Origin of the sequence: Inconstantimicrobium porci (assembly GCF_009696465.1) — a bacterium.
In the GTDB taxonomy this organism is placed as follows: domain Bacteria; phylum Bacillota; class Clostridia; order Clostridiales; family Clostridiaceae; genus Inconstantimicrobium; species Inconstantimicrobium porci.
Map to the genome: position 1 here is coordinate 13,107 of NZ_VULX01000028.1, position 24,591 is coordinate 37,697.

The following is a 24,591-nucleotide window of genomic DNA, read 5'->3' on the forward strand; positions in this document are numbered from 1 at the left end:
TTCTGTTGTGGTAATATTTACTGCCGTCTCTTAAAATTACTGATGAACCTGCTTATACCTCTCGAAAAGTTTTTTATGTATATCTAAAACTATACAAGTCATTAAAGTCATAGTTAAACATTTACAATATATATGATGTTGACAATCTAGTTTTACATACTAGATAACATAATGTTAACAACATAATTATTGACATTAAACTCTAAATAAAATATAATTTGATTGTCAAAATATTTTAGGATAAAAATATTTTTAAGGAGTGATAATAATGAATTTAAAATCATTAATCATAGGAGAGTTGACAGCAAAGCTGCCAATAATTCAAGGAGGAATGGGTGTTGGCGTTTCACTTTCAAGTCTTGCTTCTGCTGTTGCAAGAGAAGGTGGAATTGGTGTAATATCAGCAGCTCAGCCTGGATTTAATGAAGAGGATTTTGAAACTAATACTAAAGAAGCAAATATAAGAGCATTAAAGAGAGAAATAAAAAAGGCAAAGTCTATGAGCAATGGTGGAATTATTGGTGTTAATATAATGGTTGCAATGAATAATTATGAGGATTTTATAAAGGCCTCTGTTGAAGCCGGTGCTGATGTGATAATTTCAGGTGCAGGTCTGCCTACAACTCTTCCTAAATATACAAAGGGAAGCAGCGTCAAGATTGCACCGATTGTTTCTTCAGCTAGGGCTGCAAAATTAATGTGTAAAGTATGGAAGGAAAGGTATAATTACCTGCCTGATTTCTTAGTTGTGGAAGGACCTAAAGCAGGTGGACATCTAGGATTTAAGATGGACGAGCTTCTTGATCATGAAGAGGAGCCACTAGACAAGATAGTTCCTGAAGTTATAGAAGTTGCTAAGTCTTATAAAGATGAAAAAGAAATTCCTGTTATTGCGGCAGGGGGGATATATACAGGAAGTGATATTGCGAAGTTCCTAAAGCTTGGAGCAGATGGAGTTCAGATGGCTACAAGATTTATCTGCACTGAAGAGTGTGATGCAGATATAAAATTCAAGGAGGAATTCTTAAAATGTCATGAAGATGAAATTAAGATAATAAAAAGTCCTGTTGGTATGCCAAGAAGGGCTGTCCACAATCAATTTCTAAAAGATGTGGAAGAAGGAAAAGTCAAGGTAAATAGATGCTTTGGCTGTGTAAAGAAATGTAACCCTAAAACTACACCATACTGTATAACTAGAGCACTTGTGAATGCAGTAAAAGGTGATGTAGACCATGGACTTATCTTTACAGGAACTAATGGATATAGAAATGATAAGATAGTCAAAGTACATGATCTTATAAATGAATTAGTAACAGAAGCTGAAGCTGCTATTTAATAGTAATATTATCTTTGACTATTATTTCTTAGTAGCACTTTGATGGCTAATACTATTTTGATATAGGGGAAACCTTAAAAAGTCCAGTTAGATTGCTATACACAATTTCACTGGACTTTTTGTTTTACATATCCTTTTTTGTAAAGACAACACTAGATATGCTGAAAGATATTATTATAGTTATGATCATTACAATTATGCCCTGGGTTGGAATCAGCTTTGTATTTTGCAATATGGAATATATCTTTCCTGTAAATACATCTGTTGATCGTATATATGATAAGTAAAAATATTGACTTATATTCTTAACAAATGTTGTGCCATAAATCAGATACATAAGTGCAGCATTTATTATTACGTTGATGCTTATAGCAAGTACTGATTTATTTATTAATACAGATATCATAAAACTTACAGATACTGTTGTAATGCATATTAAGATAAAAAATAACATTTCTTTAATAATTAAATTTAGTGAAGTGACAAAGTATCCTGAGTTACCATCAAAAAGATAACGAATACTGTCCTCTGGGATAGCATGAGGTTCATATTTTATGTGTGTTAGAACAGGATAAGATGGAGTGCCGAAACCATGCATAAATCCAAATATAATAAAGAATACAGCGAAAGTAAGCAATAGCATGCATACTGCAGATAATATAATAGCCATATATTTGCCTAGTAAGACTTTAAATCTGGAAACAGGCTGAACAAGCAGCAATTTTATTGTAGAATCATCCATCTCTTTTGAAACAATATCACTAGACAAGATAGCAAAAAGAAGGATTATTATTGCCACACCAATATCAGTAAAGAAATTAAGCACATAATTAAATGAATTATACATAGGATATTTTGATTCAGGTATCTTGTTATCATATAAATGCTGCAGATAACGCAGTTCCATATTATATTGAGACATTGAGAAACCTGAAGATAATTTCCCAGAATTAATTTCAAAAATTTCACATTTCATAAGTTCAATTTTTGCCTTAAGTTTATCCATAGGATCAGTATTTTTATCTTGGATTATTTGTACGTTTTTTAGCTCTTTTTCAGCGTTTGGAAGATATTTTTCTTTGTACTCTTTTTTTTCATCACTGGTAAATGTATCATTTTTCAGTTGCTCTTTTATCATATTGATTGAGTTTTTTGTAGAATCAATCATAGTAGCATTTTCATAATTCATTGAAATAATATGATTCATGTCAAGTGAATTTGTTTTAAGGCTGGTAAACATAAGTAATATAAGCATAAATAAAATGATATATGTTTTCTTTTGCTTTAATAATTTTAACAATTCTATTTTTGTAATTTTAAACATTTCTAGCCCTCCTTATTCATAAGTGATATATATTTTTCTTCAAGAGTTCCATCCATTTTGAGGATATCATCAACAGATTCTGTTGTTATGATTTTACCATTCTTAAGGAAAGCAACTCTGTCACATGTATTTTGTATTTCACTTAATTGATGAGATGATAGAAATATTGTCATTTTCTTATCATGTGCAAGGTGTTTTAATAAATTCCTTAAATCAATTATTCCTTCTGGATCTAGTCCATTAGTTGGTTCATCAAGGATAAGCAATTTTGGATTTCCAACCATTGCACAACCTATAGCTAGTCTTTCTTTCATACCAAGAGAATATTTTTTTACCTTGTCGTTAAGCCTATTTTTATCAAGAATATTTTCAATAATATAATCTAAATCATTTTTTTTTACATTTCTTAATTTTGCAACGATTTTCAAATTATCTAGTCCTGTTAGATAATCATATAAGGCAGGATTTTCTACAATAGCACCTACATTGCTTATTGCCTTTAATTTATTTTCTGAAAGTTTCACATTGTTTATAGTAATTTCACCTGAGTTTGGCTTTATTAAACCTGTAATTATCTTAATAGTAGTTGTTTTACCTGCACCATTAGGCCCTAAGAATCCAAATATCTCACCTTCATTTACGGAAAGATTAATATTATCTAAGATCGTTTTTTTTGATATTATTTTTGTTACATTAGATAAATTTAAAATCATCATATACATAGCCCCCATTAACAATAATACAAGTATTTATTTGGATCAAATCTTAATATTTTTTAGTAAGTTCTATAATTATAGATTACATGATGAAGTCTATAAATTCTCTCATAAGAATCATATGATCTAGTACTTGCTAATCTATAACCATTACGAAAAGAAAGTGTTTTAGTATATTCTTTATGACTTATGTGATGACTACCTTCATATTTATCTACAGTTTCTGCTAATACTTCGGCTCTTTGACTAGCTAAGGCAGTTGGAACTACTAGGAACATTAACAGCATAGAAGTTAGTAATGTTTTTACTACTTTTTTTATTTTATATATTCCTCCTTCAATTAAATCTAAATAAATACTTATAATGATATAATAAACAATTATTTGCAAAAGTAAATAATTTTTACTAATATTTTAAGGAGAACAATATCATTTGACAATATTTAATATTTTTGCGTATTTATTTAACTGATTGTTATTTTAAACTGTTTAAATATTTTATCTTTTTTTTATGAAATTGTGCGCAATTTAATTGCTTTCAATTAAACGTTTATTAAGAAATACACTCCTTGTAATGTATAGTGTATATTGTATAATGTATAATTTAGGACGAAAATCCCTATCGGGAGTTTCTATAAATTCAGATTGGGTGGACAAGCTGTATCAAGTCAAAATTCATTACGCTCTGCTAATGAATTATAATAGATAGAGGATATATCCTCCAAACGTTCTTAAAAATGCTAGTATCTATGATTTAAAACAATATAGAGGAGGGCTTGTCCTCACATTATTTCAAAACTGACGTTTGGCAGTTTTTTTCTTTTTATTAATTGTTACCTATTCGTTGTACAATCATATAAAAATATCTATAAATAAAAGAATTTAATAGAGGGCAAGCTTTCACAATAAATTATACTGTAGTAATTAGAAAATTGATTGAGCTAAATTAAATTATGCTAAACTTCATGAAATATTTTTTGAATTTATTAGTGAAGATGATTTTATCATCCTTTATTTATCTGCTGCATTAATATTTGATTTACAGCACCGAAAATATAAGCAATAGTGTTAACAAAAGAAAAAAATAGTTATTATATTGAGGTGGCTAATGGATTTTACAAATGAAGAATTCTTTGAAGTAATTAATATCCTTCAGCAAAGGGAAAACTGTACAGTAAAATATGAGATTAAATGCGGTAAGATAATTTTCAGCAGTGATGATAATGATGAACTGGACTTGTGTATAAGCATATTGGAAAATAAGTTTATTATAAGAAGAGTTGCATTTAAACATAAGCGCACTGGCACATTTAAGTTGTTGTTTAATTATTTTTTAGAGTACTGTATAATCAATAAAATTGAATATATAATTCTAGAAGCTATTGTTTCAGATGCTATGCTGGCTTTTGCTAAGAAGAATGATTTTAAACCCGTACTAGGGAAAATAATCAAGGATGGGCAGACATTGTGGGGAGATTATGAATACAGGATATGCGAGAATTCTATAAATTAAAAGATTATATAGATTAGTGAGAAGCAAAGAGTTAGTATTGATTAATTAATAATTGAACTGCGCCAAAATTGAGTTCGAATAAGGGGGACAAGCTCCCCTTATTACTTTTTAATATATTACGGTTAAGAGGAGAGAGCATGGAAATTAAAGATGAAAATTTAACTAGCGTTGATTTCAGCAGTGTTTTATGGATGAAAAGATTTTCGTTTGCGTCCATACTTATTTGTTCAAACATGCTGGAAAATATGTTTAACAGTTCACAGAATAGTGAAGACAGTCTGACAAGCAAGCAGTGGCTATTAATGGCTATTATCAGCAGCTTCAAAGAAATGCCTACGTTAAGTATGACAGGTGAAAAGATGGGATGTTCAAGGCAGAATATTAAACAGATTGCACAGATTCTGCGTAAAAAAGGTTATGTTGATTTCTGCAAAAGCGAAGGCGACAGAAATACTATAAGGTTATGTCCAACTGATAAATGGTGGATTTACTGCAGAGAAAGTGATGATGAAACTTCTGCCATATTGGACAATATCTTTGCAGGTTTTTCAGATGCGCAGGTAGCAGAGTTTTTCAAAAGTTTTGCTAAAATAAAGGACAATATTGAGAAAGTTAATTCTAATATCATAGAAAAGAAATCTTAAATGGATTTCTTATGGTTTTAAACGTAATATATTACTGTATAATTGGGGGATGTTTTATATGAATGAAAAAAAATAAGTATTAAGAAGATAATAATAGTTAATGTTATTGCTGTAATTACAGCAGCAATTCTGGCTATAATGTCTAAGATGTTACTGCCAAGTGATGTTAATGCGCAGGATTTTGACAGCATAATTGTTTTGACATTTGGTTTTCCAGCTGTAGCAGTATTTTATTTTCTTTTGATTTATTCGCACTGTGCTTTTACAATGCAGTACTTTGGAAGAACTTCCGATTATTCAAAGCTGCAGATCGGTTTGAGATTTGGAATCTGTTTTGCTTTGATTTATTTTATAGGTATGCAGGAAGTAATGGTTGAGGCGTCACCATTCAAGACATGGGGAATAGATTTTTTGATATATCAGTTTGTTATGGGTATTGGAGAAGCATTAGTAGCTATTATCATGTGTGTTGTTATATCATCACTTACATTAAAAAATAGCGTGCATAAAAAGCCATGGGCAATAGACGCTAATAAAGCTTTATCCACTATTTTCAAAGGAGAAGAGTAATCTGAAAAAGTCATTCAAGATCATGGTTATTATAATTGGATTAAACTGGTTTATATTTAATGGGTTTATGGCTTTAATTTATAAAAATGCTTTACCAGACATAATTACTAGATCCTCATTTGATATAGCAGCATTACTTTTATCATCAATTGTCAGCGGCAGGATTCTAAAGAAGAGATAATATGAACTATGCAGTTAATTAGAAATTTAAATCTGTTGATTGAATCTGTTTTTATAGGATATAATTATACTAAATGAAGAGAGGTGGGTATATATGCACGCTAGAGAATATACGTATTCCGAAAAAGAATTTGAAGATATACAATCTAATTACAATGGCAAAGCAGAATACTGCAATGGTCATGTGGTGTTATCATCTAGTACATCAATTAAACATAATGAGATAATAACAAACTTAAGTTTTAATTTAACATCTTATTTAAAAGGTTCAAAGTGCAAAGCATATACTGAGTCTATAGAAGTTATTTTTAGAAAAGATAATGAAGTATATAAATTTAAACCAGATGTTTTTGTTGAATGTGAAGATGCATCAAGAGAAGGACAAAGCTTTACATCTGCTCCTAAAATAGTATTTGAAGTTATTTCGAAAAGTACAGCTTCACATGATTATATAACTAAGCTTGATATATACCAGCGTTTTGGTGTGCAGGAATATAATATTGTTGAGCAGGATGGCCATATAGTGCAGTATACCCTGACAGATGGACAGTATAGGATAAGTAATACATTCAAAGATAACGATACTTATGTAAGTACATTCTTTGAAGGGCTTAAAATTAAATTAGAAGATATATTTGAATAATAAAAATGCACACTACTGAGTTTGTAGCGTGCATTTTTTACAGATGAGAAAATAGTATTCAAAAAGATGAAATTATATGCTGCAAAGGTAGTCTAATTTTATCTAGTTATACCATATTAAGATCTGCATAATAGCCTTTCTGGAATTCTGTTCTTTACTCTGGCTGCAATAATTACTGCCACAGCTGTCATCATAATATCTTTTATTATGAATGGATAAAGTCCTGCAGCAAGTGCAGCTCCTAAAGTCATGCCTGTGACAATCTTAAGTTGAAGCACACCGAATATATAATCAATAGCTAGCCCAACATAGGCACCGGTAAAAACAACAATTTTGTTTTTTGATGCTGCTGTAATTGAAGTTACAATACTCATTAAAAGGAATCCTATAAGATATCCTCCGTTAGGTCCAATTAATGCAGTAAATCCACCTGAAAATCCTGCAAATACGGGGATTCCTATAGCACCAAGCAGCAGATAAATAAGTATTGCTACTGGACTTATGCTTGATGGCATAAGTGAGGATATTAGAATCACACCAAAAACCTGCATAGTCAGTGGCACTGCTGTAAATGGCAGTGGAATTGTCATCTGTGAAAAGATAAACATTAAAGCGCTACATAATGAAATTAAAACTATTTTTCTTGTCTTCATTGTTAAAATCTCCTTTACATTTTATTTCCATATAAATCCATGTTGATGATGCACAAATAAATTTTCTCTTTTTTTTATGAAATTGTGCGTAATTTAATTGCTTTCAATTAAACGTTTATTAAGAAACACACTCCATCAAATGTATAGTGTATATTGTATAATGTACAGTTTAGGACGAAACCTTTTGGAATGTATATTGTATAATGTATAATTTCTGAGGAAACTCCCTATGGGGAGTTTCTGAAAATTTATGTGGGTGGACAAGCTTTATTTAATATGAATATTTCTGATTTGAGATGTTCAAGGGTGGACAAGCTCCACCCTCATAAAATGAAATTAAGTTCAGTAATTCCATAGGTGGTTTGGAGGATCTGCCTCCATTTAAGATAAAAACTAGCAGGCAAAGTTCTGCTAGTTTTCCCTTTAATTATACAGTATAAAATATACATTAAATGCTTTGTGCTTACGATGTTTGAATTTTAGCTTAAAATATTGTTTAGCATGCATTATAACTACAGCGTATAGACACTTCTCCAGAAATGAGTTCTTTTCTTTTGCCTAAATTATCACGTATTACAAGTGAACCATTATCTGAAAGTGCTAATGCTTCTGTCTCATATGTAGAACCATCAGGGTTTAAAATTTTTATTTTTTTACCAAGAATATTGGAATATTTTCTATTAAGTTCTAAGATTTTGTCGTAATTTGCACTTCTTTTTAAATCATCTAAAAAATTTTCAAAACAGCTTAATATAGAGCAGAGAATTTCAGCTCTGCAGAAATTTTTACCTGTTTCGATTGAAATTGATGTAGCATAATCTTTAAGTTCTTTAGGAAAACTATCCTCTGTAGAGTTTATATTAAGCCCTATGCCGATAATTAAATAACTGCGTTCTTGGCTGCACCACATTCTTTCAGTAAGAATGCCGCCGATTTTTTTATTGTTAATATAAATATCATTTGGCCATTTAATATAAGAATCAATATTAAATGATCTAAGAGATTGGCATACAGATGCACCTGTAAGCAGTGTGATTTTTGTTATGTCTATATCTGCATCTTCTATATTAAGTACAATTGTAAACCACAGGCCGCTTTTTTCTGGTGAATGCCATTTCCTATTAAATTTTCCATAACCATTTGTCTGAGTTTCGCATATGAATACTGAACCATTTTTTATATTATGGCCTTTGCTTATAAGTCTTTTGACTTCTTTATTTGTAGAATCAATAACATTGTAATATCTGTAATCACGACCCAAATATAAAGTTTTTAAAAATTTTTGGAAATTACTGGGTTCAAGAGTATCACTATGTTTTGAAGTATTTTTACTCATTGCGTTAATCCTTTCTTAACATAAAATTCATTAAATTTCATTGACAACATATTTTGATTATAGTATATTTTGATTATCAAAGCAAATTGTTTTTGATAAATTCGTACGATAAAATTCAATAAAAGGAGATCTCAAAAATGCATAAAAATGAAGCTGTACTTAATGAACTGCTTGTAGAACTGTTTAATGACATTCTTGAAATTGAGCAGAACGCTATAAGGAATGGAGGAATTAGTGATCTTTCAATTACTGAAGTGCACACTATAGAAGCTATAGGGATGTACACTGCAAGAACTATGTCTGAAGTGGCTGCAGATTTAAGAATTACTGTAGGAACTCTGACAACAGCTATAAACAAGCTTATTAAAAAGGGATATGTTGAGAGAAAAAGAATTGAGGAAGACAGACGTGTTGTACTTATTCAACTAACAAAACAGGGAAAGGTAGCTTACAGAGTACATGAAAAATTCCATAGAGACTTAATAAAGACTACTATTGAAGGTTTAGATGAAACTGAAGAAGGAATTTTAATGACTTCATTAGACAAATTAAATAAATTCTTCAAGGAGAAATATAATTTAACTAGTAAGGAGCATTAATATGAGAAATTCAATTATAGCTGGAACAGGTTCATATGTGCCAGACAACATAGTATCTAATGATGATCTATCAAAGATTATGGATACTAATGATGAATGGATAAGTAGCAGAACAGGCATAAAAAACAGATGTATCTCAATAGAAGAGAATACATCAGATCTAGCTTATGAAGCGGGACTTAAAGCTATAAAAAATGCAGGAATGACTGCAGAAGATATTGATCTTATTATTGTGTCAACTATAACTCCTGACATGCAGATGCCATCAGTTTCATGCATGGTTCAGAAAAAACTGGGGGCTGTTAATGCATCAGCTTTTGATGTAAGCGCAGCTTGCTCAGGATTTATATATGCAGTTGATATTGCAGATTCTATGATAAGAAGTGGGCGTCATAATAACGTGCTTGTAATCGGCGCAGAAGTATTATCTAAATATGTTAATTGGAGTGACAGAAGCACTGCTGTACTGTTTGGTGATGGTGCAGGTGCTGCTGTTCTCAAAGCTGATGATAATAAAAAGGGAATACTTTATGCGCTTACTGCAGCAGAATGAGACAAGGGTCAATACCTTGAGATGGAAGAAAAGCCTGTAATAAGTCCTTTTTCAAATAATAAAGGAACTAATATAAATAAATTTATAACTATGGATGGAAAACAGGTATTAAGATTCTCAACAAGGGTGATTGTTGACGCAGTAAAAGAAGTTTTAGAAAAAACAGATGAGAGCATTGATGATATAGCATACATTATACCTCATCAAGCAAACTATAGAATAATAGATTATGCAGCGCACAAATTGAATGTTGACTGTAGCAAGTTCTACTTAAACATTAGAGACTATGGCAACACATCAAGCGCCAGCATAGCAATAGCACTTGATGAAGCGTTTAGAAAAAATAAAGTTAAGAAAGGTGACAAAGTCATATTAGTAGGCTTTGGTGGTGGACTAACTTACGGAGCAATACTAGTAGAAATTTAGAATTTATAATGTAAAATGTATAATTTCGGATTGAACTCCCTTGCGGCAGTTCAAGAAAGAGGACAATCATTAGTATGCGTTATTTTAACGTATGCATTAGCCTTTTGTAATCTTTTGCTTACAGAAAATTGTATTAATTGATTATTAAACTAAAAATAAAAATATTTATATGAAATTGGAGGAATTGATAATGTTTGAAAATATAAGAAAGATAATATGTGATCAGTTAGAAATAGATGAGGATAAAGTTACTTTAGAAACTACTTTTGAAGAATTAGGTGCAGATTCACTTGATTTATTCCAGGTAATAGTTGAAATTGAAGAAGCTTATGATGTTCAGCTTGAAGATGCTGAAAAGATCAAAACTGTAAAAGATGCAGTTGATTATGTTAATGAAAAATTAGCTGCTAAATAATTTAGAATTATACATTAAATAATGTGTATTCTACATTAACAAAAAGCTCTTTATTTGTTGAGGGAGGTTAATATGTTTGAGTCTAGAATAACTGAGTTATTAAATATAGAACATCCTATCATTCAAGGTGGAATGGCTCGTATTGCTGATGCTTCTTTGGCATCTTCAGTAAGCGAAGCTGGTGGACTTGGAATTATTACTGGTGCTGCTCCTACAGATTGGGTAAGGAATGAAATAAGAAAGATTAAGGAAATGACAGACAAGCCTTTTGGAGTAAACATAATGCTTATGACTCCAAATGTAGAAGAAATTGTAGAGCTTGTTTGTGAGGAAAAAGTTAAAGTTGTAACTACTGGAGCAGGAAGCCCTGGCAAGTACATGGAAAAATTTAAGGAGAATGGTATTAAGGTAATACCTGTTGTAGCATCAGTTGCTCTTGCAAAGAGAATGGAAAAGATGGGAGCAGATGCAGTAGTTGCTGAAGGTGGAGAATCAGGTGGACACATAGGAGCTCTTACTACTATGGCACTTGTACCACAGGTTGTTGATGCAGTTTCAATTCCTGTTATTGCAGCAGGAGGTATAGGAGATGGCAGAGGCTTTATGGCAGCAATGATGCTTGGAGCTGAAGGTGTACAGATTGGTACAAGATTCCTTGTAGCAAAAGAATGTACAGTTCATCAGAATTATAAAAACAAGGTTTTAAAAGCCAAAGATATAGATACTGAAGTTACTGGGAGATTTACAGGACATCCTGTAAGAGTTTTAAGAAACAAGCTTTCAAGACAGCTTTTAAAGATTGAAAAAGAAGGTGGTTCAATCGATGAGTTTGAAAAGGCTGGAACAGGATCTTTATATAAAGCTGTAACTGGTGATGATGAGTATGGTTCAATAATGGCTGGTCAGATAGCTGGTATGATTAATAAAGAACAGACATCAAAAGAAATGATTGAAGAAATTTTAAGTCAGGCTGAAAGCTTATCAAACGGATTTAGGAGATGAAGTTATGAAGAAGATAGCATTTCTATTTGCAGGACAGGGTTCGCAGAAACTTAATATGGGAAAAGATTTCTATGATTCATTAGAAAGTTCAAAAAAGATATTTGATGATGCAGATGAAGCTTTAGGCTTCAAGATTACTGATGTGATTTTTGGTGATAATAAGGAGATACTTGATGAAACTGAAAATACGCAGCCTGCTGTTGTAGCATTCAACATGGCAGCACAATGTGCGCTTGAATCATTTGGAGTAGAGGCAGATATGGCTGCTGGACTTAGTCTTGGAGAATATAATGCACTGATTTATGGACAGGCATTAAATTATAAAGATGCAATACCTCTAGTTAAGAAAAGAGGAAAGTTCATGCAGGAAGCTGTACCTTTAGGAGTTGGAGGTATGGCTGCAATCTTAAAGCTTGATGATGAGACTGTTGAAGAAATATGCAGTGCTGTATCAACTGAAGATTCAATAGTTGAATGTGCAAATTATAACTGCCCAGGACAAATTGTTATTTCAGGTGCAAATGAAGCTCTTAATAAGGCTATTGTACTTGCAAAGGAAAAAGGCGGAAAAGCAGTAAAGCTTCCAGTAAGTGCACCATTTCACTGTTCAATGCTTGAGAGTGCTTCTTTAAAACTAGAGGATGAACTTAAGAATATCAAGGTTTCATCTCCGCAGACTAAGGTTTACTGTAATGTTACAGGTAAAGCTTATGGAAAAGATGACGATGTTAAGGAAATGCTTAAAAAGCAGGTAGTAAGCTCAGTGCTTTTTACACATATAGTTAAAGACATGATTGATAATGGTGCAGAGATATTTGTTGAAATAGGGCCAGCTAAAACACTTTCAAGTTTTGTAAAGAAAATCAAGAAGGATGCAGCTGTGTTCAATGTTTATGATATGGAAAGTCTTAAGAATACCATTGAAGGTATAAAAAAGCTACAGGAGGAATGTTAATGCTTAATGGAAATTGTGCAGTAGTAACTGGTGCAACAAAGGGTATCGGTCGTGCTATTGCTGTAAAACTTGCATCTTTAGGAGCTGATATAGTTATTAACTATAGAAGCAGCTTAGAGGAAGCTGAAAGATTAAAAGAAGAAATAGAAAATCTAGGCGTAAAGACACTTCTTGTAAAAGCTGATGTCAGCATTGCAGAAGAGGCTGAAAACCTAATAAATGAAGCAAAAAAATGCTTTGGAAAAGTAGATATACTTGTAAACAATGCTGGAATAGTAAAAGACAATCTTATATTAAGAATGAAAATGGAGGATTTCAGCAAAGTAGTAGATGTAAATCTTAAAGGCACATTTAACTGCCTTAAATATGTATCACCTATAATGCTTAGACAGAAGAAGGGAAAGATAATTAATATTTCATCTGTTGTAGGTATTGTAGGGAATGCTGGCCAGGTCAATTATGCAGCTTCAAAAGCTGGAGTAATTGGTATGACAAAATCACTTGCAAAGGAGCTTGGATCAAGAGGAATCCAGGTAAATGCAGTAGCCCCAGGATATATTAATACAGCTATGACTCAGGGACTTAACGAAAAGGTTAAGGATGAAATGCTTAAAGTTATTCCTCTAAAGAAATTTGGAGAACCAGAAGACGTGGCTAAGGTTGTTGGATTTTTAGCTTCAGAAGATGCTGATTATGTAACAGGACAAGTTATTCACGTTGATGGCGGAATGGTAATGTAGGAGGTTGACCTTATGGAAAACAGAGTAGTAATCACAGGACTTGGAGTAGTTGCTCCCACAGGAAATGATGTTAAGACATTCTGGAACAGCGTTAAAGAAGGAAAATGTGGTATTGATTATATAAAAGCTTTTGATACATCAGACTGCAAGGTTAAAGTTGCAGCTGAAGTTAAAGACTTTGATGCCAAGGCAAAGCTTGGTGTTAAAAGTGTAAAAAGAATGGACAGATTCTGCCAGATGGCTATGGTAGCTGCTGATGAAGCTGTTGTTGATTCAGGACTTGATCTTGAAGCAGTAGATAAGGAAAGAATGGGAGTAATCGTCGGTTCTGGTATTGGAGGATTCGCAACAATAGAAAGAGAATTTAATAATCTTTTCACTAAAGGAACAAGAATGGTTTCTCCATTTTTCGTACCAATGGCCATTATCAATATGGCAAGCGGTAACATTTCAATAAAGTATGGTGCTAAAGGACTTACTAATTCATGTGTAACAGCATGTGCATCAGGCAGCAATGCAATAGGCGAAGCCTTTAGAAATATAAAGCATGGATATGCTGATATCATGATTGCAGGTGGTGCTGAAGCGCCAATCACTAAGCTTGCACTTTCAGGTTTTACAAATCTAAAGACCCTAAATTCTACAAATAATATAGAAAGATCCTCAATCCCTTTTGATAAAGAAAGAGCAGGATTTGTAATGGGAGAAGGTGCAGGTATTTTAATCCTTGAAAGCCTTGAGCATGCAAAGAAGAGAAATGCAAAGATATATGCAGAAATATCAGGTTATGGCACAACTAGTGATGCTTATCATATAACTTGCCCAGATCCAGATGGTGAAGGAGCTGCAAAGGCAATGGCTCTTGCATTAAAGGAAGGAAAGGTAGAAGCAGATGAAATTTCATATATCAATGCACATGGTACTTCAACTGAATTAAATGATAAATTTGAAACTATAGCTATTAAGAAGGTATTTGGTGAAAATGCGTACAACATTCCAGTATCTTCAACAAAAGCTATGACAGGGCATCTTTTAGGTGCAGCAGGAGCTATAGAAGCGGTAATAAGTGCAAAAGCAATTTCAGACAGTTATATTCCTGCCACAATAAATTACAAAGTAAAAGATGAAGATTGTGACCTTGATTATGTTCCTAACGAAGGAAGAAATAAGGAATTAAAATATGTATTATCAAATTCATTTGGATTTGGTGGACATAATGCAGTACTTCTATTTAAGAAATGGGAGGAATAGTCAATGAATATTGAAGATGTAAATAAGATTATTGATAAAATTGACAAGTCTTCTTTATCATTTTTTGAACTTGATATAGAAAACTGCCATATAAAAATAGATAAGTCAGAAGTGAGAAGTTATGCTGCATCAGGTGTTGTAGCAGCTGCAGAAAATAAAGTAGTACAGAATTATGCTCCTGATATGAATATTAAGAGCAATGCTAATGCAGGAAACTCTACAGCTAATACAACTGATGATGCTGCTGCAACTGTTGATGAAGATGATAGTGTTGTAGTAGTTAAGGCACCAATAGTTGGAACATTCTATGGTGCACCATCTCCAGACAGCGATAATTTTGTAAGTGTTGGTTCAAAGGTTAAGAAGGGTGATACTCTATGCATCATTGAATCAATGAAGCTTATGAATGAAATTGAATCTGAAGAGGATGGTGAAGTTGTTGCAATTATTGCTAATGACAAAGCCATGGTTGAATATGGACAGCCTCTATTTAAGATAAGGAGGGCATAAATTATGTTAGATGTTAATGAAATAAAAAAGATTATTCCACACAGATATCCTTTTCTTTTGTTAGACAGGGTAACAGAAGTTACAGAAGGAGTAAAAGCTAAGGGAATTAAAAATGTAACTGTAAATGAACCATTTTTCCAGGGACATTTTCCTAAGGAGCCTGTAATGCCTGGAGTTCTTATAGTAGAAGCAATGGCTCAGCTTGGAGCTGTTGCAATTCTGAGTAAGGATGAGTTTAAAGGAAAGACAGCTTATTTTGCTGGAATAGATAAAGTAAAATTCAGAGATAAGGTGGTTCCTGGTGATACTTTGAATCTTGAAGTTGAAATTATAAAGATGAGAAGAAACATCGGTATTGGAAAGGCAGTTGCAACTGTAAATGATAAGAAGGTCTGTGAAGGGGAATTAATGTTTGCAATAGGATAGGTGATAATATGATTAAGAAAATTCTCATTGCTAATAGAGGAGAAATTGCTGTAAGAATAATAAGAACATGCAGAGAAATGGGCATAATGACTGTTGCAGTTTACTCAGAAGCAGATAAAGATGCACTTCATGTAAAGCTTGCTGATGAATCAGTATGTATTGGACCAGCCCCTTCTAAGGATAGTTATCTTAATATTCCTAATATATTAAGTGCCTGTATACTAACAGGCAGTGATGCAATTCATCCAGGCTTTGGTTTCCTTTCTGAAAATGCTGATTTTGCCCGTATGTGCAGGGAATGTAACATTATATTTATTGGCCCAAATGAAAATGCAATTTCTCTGCTTGGCAACAAGGCAGCAGCAAGAAAGTTAATGAAGAAATCCGGCGTTCCTGTAGTAGATGGTTATGAAGGTAATATTGAAAATGCAAAAGAGGCTTTAAGTATTGCAAAGGAAATTGGATTTCCAGTAATGATTAAGGCTGCAGCAGGTGGCGGCGGTAAAGGTATCAGAATAGTAAGAGATGAAAATCTTTTTATAAAAGAGTTCAATACTGCAAAGTCTGAAGCTAAGGCAAACTTTAATGATGATGAAATGTACATTGAGAAGTTTGTTGAAAATCCAAAGCATATTGAAATTCAGATTATAGCTGATAATTACGGCAATGTTATTCATCTTGCTGAACGTGATTGTTCAGTACAGAGGAAGAATCAGAAGGTTCTTGAGGAAGCTCCATCAACAGTATTAACTGAAGAAAAAAGAAATTATATGGGGGAGGTTGCTAAAAGAGCTGCCAGAGCAGCAAACTATAACAGTGTTGGTACTATAGAATTTCTTTATGATAAGAATGGCAACTTCTATTTCATGGAGATGAACACTAGAATTCAGGTTGAACATCCTATAACTGAAACTATAACTAATGTTGATATTGTTAAAGAGCAGATTAGAGTAGCTCAAGGTCAAAAACTTTCTATGACACAGGATGATGTGAAAATAAGTGGACACGCGATAGAGTGCAGAATAAATGCTGAAGATCCTTATCATAATTTCAGACCATGCCCTGGAGTTATCAGTGAAGTTAATTTTCCAGGTGGTCTTGGTGTAAGAGTAGACAGCTCAATTTATAGTGGCTATAAGATTCCACCATATTATGATTCAATGATTGCAAAGCTTATTGTCCATGGAAAGACAAGAGATGCAGCAATTGTAAGAATGAAGCGTGCTCTTGATGAGTTTGCAGTAGTTGGAGTTACAACAAATATTGATTTCCAGTTTTCAATATTAAATGATGAAGTATTTGCTGATGGTTCATACACCACTTCATTTTTAAATGATAGGCTGGTGAATAACAAATGATGCTTAAAGATTTATTAGGTAAAAGAAAATATATAACAATTAGTACTGTAAAACTTGATGAAGTCAATAATGATGAAAACAGACCTTCAGTTCCTGATGGAATGTGGACTAAATGTAAAAGTTGTGACAATATTATCTATAAGGATGATCTTAATAGTAATTTTCAGGTTTGTCCACAATGTGGTTATCATTTCAGACTGTCTGCTTATGAAAGAATAGAATATACTTTTGATGAGAATTCTTTTAGTGAATTTGAGAATGATTTTAAGGGTAGAAATCCTCTAAACTTTGAGGGATATGAGGAAAAGCTTCAAAAATCAGCAGCTAAAAGTGATGTTGATGAAGCAGTAATTACAGGTGTAGGAACTATTGGTGGTCATAAAACTGTGTGTGCAATTATGGACTGTCATTTTATGATGGGAAGTATGGGAACTGTAGTTGGTGAAAGAATTACCATGGCAGTTGAATATGCTACAGAAAATAATCTGCCAATAATCATCTTTACAACTTCAGGTGGTGCCAGAATGCAGGAGGGTATTTTATCTCTTATGCAGATGGCTAAGATCAGTGCAGCTCTAGCCCGTCATAACGAAAAGGGTCTCCTATATATATCTGTGCTTACAGATCCAACTACAGGCGGTGTTACAGCTAGTTTTGCAATGGAAGGTGACATAATCCTTAGTGAGCCGCATGCTCTTGTTTGTTTTGCAGGACGTAGGGTTATTGAGAATACAATAAACGAAAAGCTTCCAGACGATTTTCAGAGTGCTGAATTCCTTCTTAAAAAAGGTTTTATTGATAAAATTGTTGAAAGAAAAGATATGAGAACAGTTTTGTCTAGATTATTATCTTTTCATGAGGTGATGTAATGGCTATAAAGAATACAAATAGCGCATGGGACAAGGTGACTATTGCAAGACTTAGCACTAGGCCTCATGCAGATTTTTATATAAAAGAAATTTTTGATAATTTTATAGAACTTCATGGTGACAGATGTTATGGTGATGATAGTGCGATAATATCCGGTATTGCATATCTTAAGGGCACTCCTGTCACTGTAATAGCTGTTGCCAAGGGTTCTAGTACTAAGGAAAATATCAAGAGAAATTTTGGTATGGTGAAGCCTGAAGGTTACAGAAAGGCTCTACGTTTAATGAAGCAGGCTGAAAAGTTTAAGAGACCTGTAATATGTATAGTTGATACTCCTGGAGCTTTCTGTGGAGTAGAGGCTGAAAAAAATGGACAGGGCTATGCTATTGCTCAGAATCTTTTTCAAATGTCAAACCTTAAGACTCCAATAATTGCTGTCATGGCTGGAGAAGGCGGCAGCGGCGGTGCACTTGGACTTGCTGTTGCAGATAAAATCTTTATGTTGTCCAATTCCATTTACTCCGTGCTTTCTCCAGAAGGTTTTGCTTCAATTCTTTGGAAAGATACAGAAAGAACAAAGGAAGCAGCAGAAGTTATGAAGATAACTGCCCAGGATCTTAAAGGCTTTAACGTTATTGATGAAATAATCGAAGAGCCAAAAGGTGGTGCTCATAACGATCCAGAAAAAATGGCTGCAGACATCAAAGCTGTTTTAGTGGAAGCGGTAAAAGAACTAAGAGATGTTGCGGTGGACAAGCTACTGGAGAAGAGATATCAGAAGTTCAGAAAAATAAAATAGAGAAAGATGTTAACATCTATTTTGGCACCTCCAACTTAGCTGGTTTTAAGCTCAATAAAATAAAATAGAGAAAGATGTTAACATCTATTTTGGCACCTCCAACTTAGCTGGTTTTAAGCTCAATCTGCATAGAGTTAATTCATTATATGTAATTTTATATGGGAGATGATTTTATGAACAGTTTTCCAGGGTTTATGGAAAGTGATATTAACAAAGTACCCACAGATCAGCAGAATACTCCTGGTATAAAGGGATATTATTATACTGCTAATGATGGAAGTCAGATGGCTTTTTGGACATGCTATGAAGACAGAGTATCAAATGAACATATGCATGATTATGATGAGTACATGATTTGTGTAAGCGGGGAGTATGTTGTAACAATCAATGGACAGGAAAATGTTCTACATGCAGGCGATGAGTTATTTATACCTAAAGGAACTCTGCAGGGAGGAAGCTGCAAGGCAGGCACAAGGACAATCCATGCTTTTGGTGGAAAAAGAATAAAATAAAAAAATAAACCATTACTTGTACAAAAACAGGTAACGGTTTTTGATAAATAAAAATGATAAAATTAACTATTCTAATGATCCACAATCAACTACAAAAGTTCTTATTTGATTATGATGATTATTATTTTTTACAGAACTGTTTGATTTAACAACAGGTAATAATAATGTAGCAATAAGTGATAATGTTAAAATAGATTTAACGCTTTTTTTCATAATATTACTTCTTTTCAAATTTATATCTTATATACAAAATACACCCAAAAAAAGTATTTGTAAAATATTTTTTACAAAAGGCAAATGCTAGTGTTATAATTATTATTAGATTAATAGTGAAAAAAGAGGGATATTGTGTTATGAGTAATGTGCATTTATTAACTCCTGGAGAAAAAATTAAAAAAATTAGAAAAGATTTTAAAATTAAACAAAGTGATATTACAGGTGGAAAGATAACAAGGAATCTTATTAGTTTAATTGAAAATAACAGAGCTGATCTTACAGTTTCAACTGCAGGGATTATTGTAAGTAGTATTAACGATATCTGTAAAAAAAGAGATATTGATTTTAAGATGACTATAGATGATCTTTTAAAGAACAATACTATTCAGGCAGATAAAATGCTTAGTGATATAATAGATGAAATAAATGAGCATATGGATGATAATAATTTTGATTTTTCAGATATAGTAGATAGAGTAGAAATGCTAATAAAGGAAAATCCATTTATGGATAAGGTAACCGATTTATATATAGAACTAGGCAAAATATTTTCAGATAGACAGGAATTTAGAAAATCTTATATATTTTATTTTAAAGCATATGAACGTATTGATTTTCATAAACAGAAAGAATTATTTGCATTAATTTCATTAAAGTTATCATATTGCTGTAATAACTTATATGAATTCTCAGAATCAATACAAATTATAAATACTATTCTTTCTTTATACAATGATTTTGATGAGTTGGTGTATTGTAAATTGCTTTATAATTTAGCGATAGCTCAAAAAAATATAAATCAATACAGCGATGCTTTAAGTTCTCTAAATAAAATAGATAAAGAATTATTTGTAAAACATAATTATTATTTTGCTATGGAAATAGCTAAAGTCAACTGTTATACTAAATTGAAGTTGTATAAAGAAGCTCTAGATATTGATTTAGATCTTTTAAATAATTATTGTAATAACGATAATGGGAGCAAATTGCTTGTTTTAAATAATATAGCTCAAGTATATAAATTAACTAATAATGTTGAAAGTATGCGTAAATATCTTCTCAAAGCAATGGATATAATATCAAATTATAATATTGATGAAAATAATTATTCTATGGATGAACTTTACTATGATTTAGCTAGTTGTAATATATTTATTGGTAATGAAAAAGATGCGCTTATTTTATTAAATAAAGCACTTGATATTTCAAAGAAACAGAATAAATATAAAGTTCAATATGATTGTATAAATAGTATGTTTGATATATATTATGAAAATAAACAATATAAGAAGCTTGAGGAAATAAAGATATTGCTTCTGGGATTGCTTTCTGAAAGCAATAAACATGAATATCATACTCTTGTGTATAAATTTATCAAGATGTACAAAATGAGAAATAAGGTGGATAAAATAGATGATCTTTTGAATTTTATGATAGATTTAGAAAATAAAGAGGCATAGTAATCATATGGAGGATATAGGGGTAGTTAATACAGATAATATAATAAGGGAAGAGTTAAATAATATATATTTTGATATTGATGAAGCTAATCAAATAATGAATAAGATTATAGAACAGGTAAAAGAGCATATGCAAGCCAAAAGATGGGATTCTAAATAAGGAATCCCATCTTTTAGCTTGCTATAAAATATACCGGAACTAAAGTTCAAGAATAATATCTATCTTAAATAGTAAGTAATGGTGTTGTTAGTCGAAATATTTAAACATAATATAGGGTGGTGTGGACAAAATACTAATGTACAATATTTGTGAGGAGATGATTTTTGATATGATTAAAGGAGAGTACAAAATTCGTTCACTTCCAAATTCATTAGCTAAAAATCAACTAAGAAATTCCTTGGAGAAGATTGATGGGGTAAAACATGTGGCTGTCCATGGAAATACAGTAAAAGTTGATTATGACAGACCAGCAAATGATAAGGATATTGAAGATCGTATCCGTGGAGCTGGAAATAAGCTTTTATAGACAGTTTACTTATTTTACAGAACAAAAACAAATATTGAGGCAAGAAGAGCTGACAGAAAATGTTGGCTCTTTTTTATGCATTTTGACCATCAAAAAGGTATATAATGTAAATGGAGTGTTGCAATATGTTAAAAAGGATGTGTTTAGAATGTGGGTAAATATATTCAAATTTCCTTTAGTAGTACTTATTGCAGTAACATGTGTTGGATTTGGGACAATTTCATTTATTACAGCAAAAAATGCATTGTATTCAAACATGGGGAAAACTCTGCCTGAGATTTCAGCTTCATCTGAAGAAATGAATTCATCAACTGAAGAAGTAGCAGCAGCGGCACAAAGTTTAAGCGGCATGACAACAGACATGATGCAGGAAGTAAATAAATTCAAACTATAATATTAAAAGCTGTCGCAGTAATATAAATTTATTATCTAAAAAATACGTTACTCATTAAAACAGTTCAATTTAGAACATTAATGAGTAACGTATATCCTTTCATTTCTCCACCTACAAGGTTTTTAAAGTCTGCACCAATATCTTTACCTATATTTTGGATCTTACGGTGCTGCTTTTAACAAGACCTTTAACTTCTTTGGTTTTTCTCTAAATATTTAATAAAAGTAAAAATAATACTTAATTTATCCTTATATGTGTCGAAAATAATTATATTAATATAATTAATAGCTGCTTAGTGAGGAAATAATCAATAAATTATTCAAGCAGAAGCTTATTTTACACAGGAGGAAAACATGAGAAGTATAAAAAAGAAATTAGTATTATATTTAGGAATACTTATTGCAGTTATCTGTGGGGGGCTTGGTGTAACATCATACATAGCCGCTAGTAATTCTTTAATATCAAATCTTTCAAAAACGCTTCCAGAGATAGCTGAGCAGGCATCGCAAAGTATAGAAGCAAATGTTAATGGACAGCTTGTAGCGCTTGAAGCAGTTGCAGCAAGAAGTGATATCAGCGATCCAAATCTTGATCCTGTACAAAAAAGGGATATTCTTAAGAAGGAAGCTGAAAGACTTAATAGTATCAGCATTGTCTACGTTGATGAAAAAGGTGATTCAATTGGCAGTGATGGCAAAGTGTACAATGTAGCTGACAGAGATTATATTGCCAAGGCACTTAGTGGTACAAGAAATATAGCAGGTCCTAATGTAAGAAAGACTGACAATGCTCTTTCAGTACGATATGTTGTTCCAGTAAGAAATGGAGACAAGGTAATCGGTGCCCTTTTGGAGTCTAGAGACGGTAATGCGCTATCAGATTATACTGATAAAATTAAGTTTGGAACTACAGGCAGCGGATTCCTTATCAACAACGCAGGAACGACTATTGCACATAAAAACAGAGATAAGGTACTTAACCAGGAAAATATAATCAAAGCATCTGAAAAAGATGCAAGCTTAAGCAGTTTTGCTGATGTTTATAAGACAATGATTAAAAGAGAAAGCGGCATGGCAAACTTTAATTACAAGGATAAGGAATATTATATAGGTTACTCGCCAGTACAGGGAACAGACTGGGCGCTTGGAGTAATAATACATAAAAGCGAAGTGCTTTCTGAGCTGGCAGATTTAAAGATTGTTGCAACTGCATCATCTGTGATAGTCTTTATTATTGGAGTAATACTGATTTATTTATTAGCTAATATGATAACTAAGGGAATAAAAGCTGTTTCATCTCATCTTAATTTATTAGCACAGGGTGACCTTACAAATGATGTACCAGAAAGATACTTATCTTACAAAGATGAAATTGGCCAGATGACTAAGTCAATGCAGCATATGCAGGAATCATTAAAAGAAATGATAGGCAGCGTTAAGAGGAGTGCATCTGACGTAAGTGATAATTCTGCAAACCTTTCTGCAACAGCAGGAGAGATTGCTAACGCATCACAAAATGTAACTGATTCTATTGCAAGCGTTACGCATGGCACTGGAATCCAGACTGAAAATATAACAAACATAATCCATATCTTAAATGATTTTGGGGACAAGCTTTCTAACATGGTAGGGGATATTGATGGCGTAAATACAAATTCTAAGCAGATAGGTGATATGGCACAGGACAGCAATGCGGAGATGATTGAACTTAACAACTCTATTGATCATATAAGCGATATGTTTAAGGAATTCAGTATGAAGATTTCATCACTTGGCAAAAATATCAATGAGATAAATGAGATTACATCATTAATCAATGATATTGCTGAGCAGACCAACCTATTAGCACTGAACGCAGCAATTGAAGCTGCCAGAGCAGGGGAAGCTGGTAAGGGTTTTGCAGTAGTTGCTGACGAAATCAGAACTCTTGCAGTACAGTCAAAAGATTCAGCTGAAAAGATCAGCAGTCTTATTGGAGATATATCAAGTGAAACAGAGGTAATTGTATCTGATTCTGAAACTATGGATACTGAGCTTAAGAATCAGGTTAATATCGTTGAAAATTCAATCAAATCATTTGTGAAGATTGTTAACGGAGTGGACGATATCATACCTAAGATTGATAAAGTAAAGGTATCGGCAGAGGATATTGAAAATAACAAGAATGTCATTATTGGCAAGATTAATGAACTTTCTGCTGTTTCTCAGGAAGTAGCAGCATCATCAGAAGAAATTTCAGCAGCATCAGAAGAAATGAATGCTTCAACTGAAGAAGTTGCATCAGCAGCTCAAAGTCTAAATGATATGACTGACAACATGATGAACGAAGTAAATAAATTTAAATTATAAAAAAAGGGTTGCAAGACATATTTAAAGGAGCCATATGGGAATGAGGTAAAAGTCATTTCCACAAGGCTCCTCTTTTTGTTTTTATCTTAGTTTTACTGATTTTATTTTTTCATTTATTTTTCTTGCTTCATTTTTGTTAATTGATATGAATTGAATATTTTAATATAATTGTGGTAAGAACTTAAGTGTTAGACATGAGCATAATTGATCTTTAAAAATTTAATATTGATATAGAGAAATATTTTGGAAAAGTTAGGTTTTTTATTAATAAAGTGACTCAAAAAAGGGTATACTATCCCCATGAGGATGATAGAAT

The 24,591-nt window shown here is 32.3% G+C and carries 29 protein-coding genes and 2 pseudogenes; 24 read left to right on the top strand and 7 right to left on the bottom strand.

Annotation, left to right across the window (positions count from 1 at the left end):
• Positions 1–268 precede the first annotated feature (268 nt).
• On the top strand, positions 269–1,336 hold the full coding sequence (locus tag FYJ33_RS13440; RefSeq protein ID WP_154532228.1) for an NAD(P)H-dependent flavin oxidoreductase: 1,068 nt from the start codon (positions 269–271) through the stop codon (positions 1,334–1,336).
• A 124-nt stretch (positions 1,337–1,460) separates the two neighbouring features.
• On the opposite strand, the gene FYJ33_RS13445 is transcribed toward FYJ33_RS13440, so the two are convergent.
• The 3 genes from FYJ33_RS13445 to FYJ33_RS13455 are packed head-to-tail and all read right to left on the bottom strand — an operon-like array spanning position 1,461 to position 3,663.
• A complete protein-coding gene (locus FYJ33_RS13445; RefSeq protein ID WP_154532229.1) occupies positions 1,461–2,660 on the bottom strand; it encodes an ABC transporter permease in 1,200 nt (399 codons plus the stop codon).
• Positions 2,661–2,662: 2 nt separating this feature from the next.
• Positions 2,663–3,376, bottom strand: coding sequence for an ABC transporter ATP-binding protein (locus FYJ33_RS13450; protein ID WP_154532230.1), 714 nt, complete (start codon positions 3,374–3,376; stop codon positions 2,663–2,665).
• Between the two features lie 59 nt (positions 3,377–3,435).
• The gene (locus FYJ33_RS13455; RefSeq protein ID WP_206046701.1) at positions 3,436–3,663 is read right to left on the bottom strand and encodes a hypothetical protein; all 228 of its coding nucleotides are present in this window, start codon (positions 3,661–3,663) and stop codon (positions 3,436–3,438) included.
• A gap of 820 nt (positions 3,664–4,483) precedes the next feature.
• Between FYJ33_RS13455 and FYJ33_RS13460 the strand changes: the two genes are divergently transcribed.
• From FYJ33_RS13460 to FYJ33_RS13480, 5 genes are all read left to right on the top strand, one after another.
• Positions 4,484–4,888 (top strand): hypothetical protein, encoded by a 405-nt coding sequence (locus FYJ33_RS13460; RefSeq protein ID WP_154532232.1) that lies wholly within the window; start codon positions 4,484–4,486, stop codon positions 4,886–4,888.
• A gap of 137 nt (positions 4,889–5,025) precedes the next feature.
• Entirely contained in the window at positions 5,026–5,532 is a 507-nt protein-coding gene (locus tag FYJ33_RS13465) for a MarR family winged helix-turn-helix transcriptional regulator (protein WP_154532233.1), read from the top strand.
• A 138-nt stretch (positions 5,533–5,670) separates the two neighbouring features.
• Positions 5,671–6,102 (top strand): hypothetical protein, encoded by a 432-nt coding sequence (locus FYJ33_RS13470; RefSeq protein ID WP_154532234.1) that lies wholly within the window; start codon positions 5,671–5,673, stop codon positions 6,100–6,102.
• A 22-nt stretch (positions 6,103–6,124) separates the two neighbouring features.
• Positions 6,125–6,283: a hypothetical protein gene (locus tag FYJ33_RS13475; RefSeq protein ID WP_154532235.1), complete on the top strand. Its 159-nt coding sequence runs from the start codon at positions 6,125–6,127 to the stop codon at positions 6,281–6,283.
• A gap of 93 nt (positions 6,284–6,376) precedes the next feature.
• Entirely contained in the window at positions 6,377–6,925 is a 549-nt protein-coding gene (locus FYJ33_RS13480; protein ID WP_154532236.1) for a Uma2 family endonuclease, read from the top strand.
• 116 nt (positions 6,926–7,041) lie between these two features.
• Here FYJ33_RS13480 and FYJ33_RS13485 read toward each other — a convergent pair whose 3' ends face one another.
• Together FYJ33_RS13485 and FYJ33_RS13490 are read right to left on the bottom strand one after the other, a co-directional pair.
• Positions 7,042–7,578, bottom strand: coding sequence for a biotin transporter BioY (locus FYJ33_RS13485; protein ID WP_154532237.1), 537 nt, complete (start codon positions 7,576–7,578; stop codon positions 7,042–7,044).
• A gap of 496 nt (positions 7,579–8,074) precedes the next feature.
• Positions 8,075–8,914 carry a biotin--[acetyl-CoA-carboxylase] ligase gene (locus FYJ33_RS13490; protein WP_154532238.1) on the bottom strand — a complete coding sequence of 280 codons (840 nt, stop codon included), beginning with the start codon at positions 8,912–8,914 and terminating at the stop codon, positions 8,075–8,077.
• A 137-nt stretch (positions 8,915–9,051) separates the two neighbouring features.
• Between FYJ33_RS13490 and FYJ33_RS13495 the strand changes: the two genes are divergently transcribed.
• From FYJ33_RS13495 to FYJ33_RS13555, 13 genes and pseudogenes are all read left to right on the top strand, one after another.
• Entirely contained in the window at positions 9,052–9,513 is a 462-nt protein-coding gene (locus tag FYJ33_RS13495; RefSeq protein ID WP_154532239.1) for a MarR family winged helix-turn-helix transcriptional regulator, read from the top strand.
• Position 9,514: 1 nt separating this feature from the next.
• A pseudogene (locus FYJ33_RS13500) lies at positions 9,515–10,492 on the top strand (beta-ketoacyl-ACP synthase III).
• A 187-nt stretch (positions 10,493–10,679) separates the two neighbouring features.
• Positions 10,680–10,907 (top strand): acyl carrier protein, encoded by a 228-nt coding sequence (acpP, locus tag FYJ33_RS13505; protein WP_277644532.1) that lies wholly within the window; start codon positions 10,680–10,682, stop codon positions 10,905–10,907.
• Positions 10,908–10,979: 72 nt separating this feature from the next.
• On the top strand, positions 10,980–11,909 hold the full coding sequence (fabK, locus tag FYJ33_RS13510; protein WP_154532241.1) for an enoyl-[acyl-carrier-protein] reductase FabK: 930 nt from the start codon (positions 10,980–10,982) through the stop codon (positions 11,907–11,909).
• A 4-nt stretch (positions 11,910–11,913) separates the two neighbouring features.
• Positions 11,914–12,864, top strand: a complete 951-nt coding sequence (gene fabD, locus FYJ33_RS13515) for an ACP S-malonyltransferase (protein ID WP_154532242.1) — start codon at positions 11,914–11,916, stop codon at positions 12,862–12,864.
• Complete coding sequence (gene fabG / locus FYJ33_RS13520) at positions 12,864–13,604, top strand: 3-oxoacyl-[acyl-carrier-protein] reductase (protein ID WP_154532243.1); 741 nt, start codon at positions 12,864–12,866, stop codon at positions 13,602–13,604. The genes fabD and fabG overlap by 1 nt, the downstream gene beginning before the upstream one ends.
• 12 nt (positions 13,605–13,616) lie before the next feature.
• Entirely contained in the window at positions 13,617–14,855 is a 1,239-nt protein-coding gene (gene fabF, locus FYJ33_RS13525) for a beta-ketoacyl-ACP synthase II (RefSeq protein ID WP_154532244.1), read from the top strand.
• A 3-nt stretch (positions 14,856–14,858) separates the two neighbouring features.
• On the top strand, positions 14,859–15,365 hold the full coding sequence (gene accB, locus FYJ33_RS13530) for an acetyl-CoA carboxylase biotin carboxyl carrier protein (protein WP_154532245.1): 507 nt from the start codon (positions 14,859–14,861) through the stop codon (positions 15,363–15,365).
• Positions 15,366–15,368: 3 nt separating this feature from the next.
• Entirely contained in the window at positions 15,369–15,791 is a 423-nt protein-coding gene (gene fabZ / locus FYJ33_RS13535) for a 3-hydroxyacyl-ACP dehydratase FabZ (protein ID WP_154532246.1), read from the top strand.
• A gap of 8 nt (positions 15,792–15,799) precedes the next feature.
• Positions 15,800–17,149 (top strand): acetyl-CoA carboxylase biotin carboxylase subunit, encoded by a 1,350-nt coding sequence (locus FYJ33_RS13540; protein WP_154532247.1) that lies wholly within the window; start codon positions 15,800–15,802, stop codon positions 17,147–17,149.
• On the top strand, positions 17,149–18,018 hold the full coding sequence (gene accD / locus FYJ33_RS13545; RefSeq protein ID WP_154532256.1) for an acetyl-CoA carboxylase, carboxyltransferase subunit beta: 870 nt from the start codon (positions 17,149–17,151) through the stop codon (positions 18,016–18,018). Before FYJ33_RS13540 ends, accD begins: the two co-directional genes overlap by 1 nt.
• Positions 18,018–18,818, top strand: coding sequence for an acetyl-CoA carboxylase carboxyltransferase subunit alpha (locus FYJ33_RS13550; protein WP_154532248.1), 801 nt, complete (start codon positions 18,018–18,020; stop codon positions 18,816–18,818). Before accD ends, FYJ33_RS13550 begins: the two co-directional genes overlap by 1 nt.
• Before the next feature lie 173 nt (positions 18,819–18,991).
• Positions 18,992–19,330 carry a cupin domain-containing protein gene (locus FYJ33_RS13555; protein ID WP_154532249.1) on the top strand — a complete coding sequence of 113 codons (339 nt, stop codon included), beginning with the start codon at positions 18,992–18,994 and terminating at the stop codon, positions 19,328–19,330.
• Between the two features lie 66 nt (positions 19,331–19,396).
• Here the strand turns inward: FYJ33_RS13555 and FYJ33_RS13560 are convergent, their stop codons facing one another.
• On the bottom strand, positions 19,397–19,543 hold the full coding sequence (locus tag FYJ33_RS13560; protein ID WP_154532250.1) for a hypothetical protein: 147 nt from the start codon (positions 19,541–19,543) through the stop codon (positions 19,397–19,399).
• A 140-nt stretch (positions 19,544–19,683) separates the two neighbouring features.
• Here FYJ33_RS13560 and FYJ33_RS13565 point away from each other — a divergent pair, with 140 nt between their 5' ends.
• The 4 genes from FYJ33_RS13565 to FYJ33_RS13580 all read left to right on the top strand — a co-directional run bounded on the left by FYJ33_RS13565 (position 19,684) and on the right by FYJ33_RS13580 (position 21,927).
• Entirely contained in the window at positions 19,684–21,006 is a 1,323-nt protein-coding gene (locus FYJ33_RS13565; RefSeq protein WP_154532251.1) for a tetratricopeptide repeat protein, read from the top strand.
• A gap of 7 nt (positions 21,007–21,013) precedes the next feature.
• Positions 21,014–21,166, top strand: coding sequence for a hypothetical protein (locus tag FYJ33_RS13570; protein WP_154532252.1), 153 nt, complete (start codon positions 21,014–21,016; stop codon positions 21,164–21,166).
• A gap of 169 nt (positions 21,167–21,335) precedes the next feature.
• Positions 21,336–21,533: a heavy-metal-associated domain-containing protein gene (locus FYJ33_RS13575; protein ID WP_154532253.1), complete on the top strand. Its 198-nt coding sequence runs from the start codon at positions 21,336–21,338 to the stop codon at positions 21,531–21,533.
• Positions 21,534–21,681: 148 nt separating this feature from the next.
• Complete coding sequence (locus FYJ33_RS13580; RefSeq protein WP_154532254.1) at positions 21,682–21,927, top strand: methyl-accepting chemotaxis protein; 246 nt, start codon at positions 21,682–21,684, stop codon at positions 21,925–21,927.
• A gap of 79 nt (positions 21,928–22,006) precedes the next feature.
• On the opposite strand, the pseudogene FYJ33_RS16080 reads toward FYJ33_RS13580, so the two are convergent.
• Positions 22,007–22,125 (bottom strand): annotated as a pseudogene (locus FYJ33_RS16080) (heavy metal-binding domain-containing protein); the annotation flags it as partial.
• Between the two features lie 155 nt (positions 22,126–22,280).
• On the opposite strand from FYJ33_RS16080, the gene FYJ33_RS13585 reads away from it, so the two are divergent.
• Positions 22,281–24,275, top strand: coding sequence for a methyl-accepting chemotaxis protein (locus FYJ33_RS13585; RefSeq protein WP_154532255.1), 1,995 nt, complete (start codon positions 22,281–22,283; stop codon positions 24,273–24,275).
• Positions 24,276–24,591: the final 316 nt, after the last annotated feature.

Excerpts from the sequence above, each read along its gene's own strand:
- FYJ33_RS13440 (WP_154532228.1), top strand. The coding sequence starts at position 269 with ATGAATTTAAAATCATTAATCATAGGAGAGTTGACAGCAAAGCTGCCA.
- FYJ33_RS13445 (WP_154532229.1), bottom strand. The coding sequence starts at position 2,660 with ATGTTTAAAATTACAAAAATAGAATTGTTAAAATTATTAAAGCAAAAG.
- FYJ33_RS13450 (WP_154532230.1), bottom strand. The coding sequence starts at position 3,376 with ATGATGATTTTAAATTTATCTAATGTAACAAAAATAATATCAAAAAAA.
- FYJ33_RS13455 (WP_206046701.1), bottom strand. The coding sequence starts at position 3,663 with ATGCTGTTAATGTTCCTAGTAGTTCCAACTGCCTTAGCTAGTCAAAGA.
- FYJ33_RS13460 (WP_154532232.1), top strand. The coding sequence starts at position 4,484 with ATGGATTTTACAAATGAAGAATTCTTTGAAGTAATTAATATCCTTCAG.
- FYJ33_RS13465 (WP_154532233.1), top strand. The coding sequence starts at position 5,026 with ATGGAAATTAAAGATGAAAATTTAACTAGCGTTGATTTCAGCAGTGTT.
- FYJ33_RS13470 (WP_154532234.1), top strand. The coding sequence starts at position 5,671 with ATGTCTAAGATGTTACTGCCAAGTGATGTTAATGCGCAGGATTTTGAC.
- FYJ33_RS13475 (WP_154532235.1), top strand. The coding sequence starts at position 6,125 with ATGGTTATTATAATTGGATTAAACTGGTTTATATTTAATGGGTTTATG.
- FYJ33_RS13480 (WP_154532236.1), top strand. The coding sequence starts at position 6,377 with ATGCACGCTAGAGAATATACGTATTCCGAAAAAGAATTTGAAGATATA.
- FYJ33_RS13485 (WP_154532237.1), bottom strand. The coding sequence starts at position 7,578 with ATGAAGACAAGAAAAATAGTTTTAATTTCATTATGTAGCGCTTTAATG.
- FYJ33_RS13490 (WP_154532238.1), bottom strand. The coding sequence starts at position 8,914 with ATGAGTAAAAATACTTCAAAACATAGTGATACTCTTGAACCCAGTAAT.
- FYJ33_RS13495 (WP_154532239.1), top strand. The coding sequence starts at position 9,052 with ATGCATAAAAATGAAGCTGTACTTAATGAACTGCTTGTAGAACTGTTT.
- fabK (WP_154532241.1), top strand. The coding sequence starts at position 10,980 with ATGTTTGAGTCTAGAATAACTGAGTTATTAAATATAGAACATCCTATC.
- fabD (WP_154532242.1), top strand. The coding sequence starts at position 11,914 with ATGAAGAAGATAGCATTTCTATTTGCAGGACAGGGTTCGCAGAAACTT.
- fabG (WP_154532243.1), top strand. The coding sequence starts at position 12,864 with ATGCTTAATGGAAATTGTGCAGTAGTAACTGGTGCAACAAAGGGTATC.
- fabF (WP_154532244.1), top strand. The coding sequence starts at position 13,617 with ATGGAAAACAGAGTAGTAATCACAGGACTTGGAGTAGTTGCTCCCACA.
- accB (WP_154532245.1), top strand. The coding sequence starts at position 14,859 with ATGAATATTGAAGATGTAAATAAGATTATTGATAAAATTGACAAGTCT.
- fabZ (WP_154532246.1), top strand. The coding sequence starts at position 15,369 with ATGTTAGATGTTAATGAAATAAAAAAGATTATTCCACACAGATATCCT.
- FYJ33_RS13540 (WP_154532247.1), top strand. The coding sequence starts at position 15,800 with ATGATTAAGAAAATTCTCATTGCTAATAGAGGAGAAATTGCTGTAAGA.
- accD (WP_154532256.1), top strand. The coding sequence starts at position 17,149 with ATGCTTAAAGATTTATTAGGTAAAAGAAAATATATAACAATTAGTACT.
- FYJ33_RS13550 (WP_154532248.1), top strand. The coding sequence starts at position 18,018 with ATGGCTATAAAGAATACAAATAGCGCATGGGACAAGGTGACTATTGCA.
- FYJ33_RS13555 (WP_154532249.1), top strand. The coding sequence starts at position 18,992 with ATGAACAGTTTTCCAGGGTTTATGGAAAGTGATATTAACAAAGTACCC.
- FYJ33_RS13560 (WP_154532250.1), bottom strand. The coding sequence starts at position 19,543 with ATGAAAAAAAGCGTTAAATCTATTTTAACATTATCACTTATTGCTACA.
- FYJ33_RS13565 (WP_154532251.1), top strand. The coding sequence starts at position 19,684 with ATGAGTAATGTGCATTTATTAACTCCTGGAGAAAAAATTAAAAAAATT.
- FYJ33_RS13570 (WP_154532252.1), top strand. The coding sequence starts at position 21,014 with ATGGAGGATATAGGGGTAGTTAATACAGATAATATAATAAGGGAAGAG.
- FYJ33_RS13575 (WP_154532253.1), top strand. The coding sequence starts at position 21,336 with ATGATTAAAGGAGAGTACAAAATTCGTTCACTTCCAAATTCATTAGCT.
- FYJ33_RS13580 (WP_154532254.1), top strand. The coding sequence starts at position 21,682 with ATGTGGGTAAATATATTCAAATTTCCTTTAGTAGTACTTATTGCAGTA.
- FYJ33_RS13585 (WP_154532255.1), top strand. The coding sequence starts at position 22,281 with ATGAGAAGTATAAAAAAGAAATTAGTATTATATTTAGGAATACTTATT.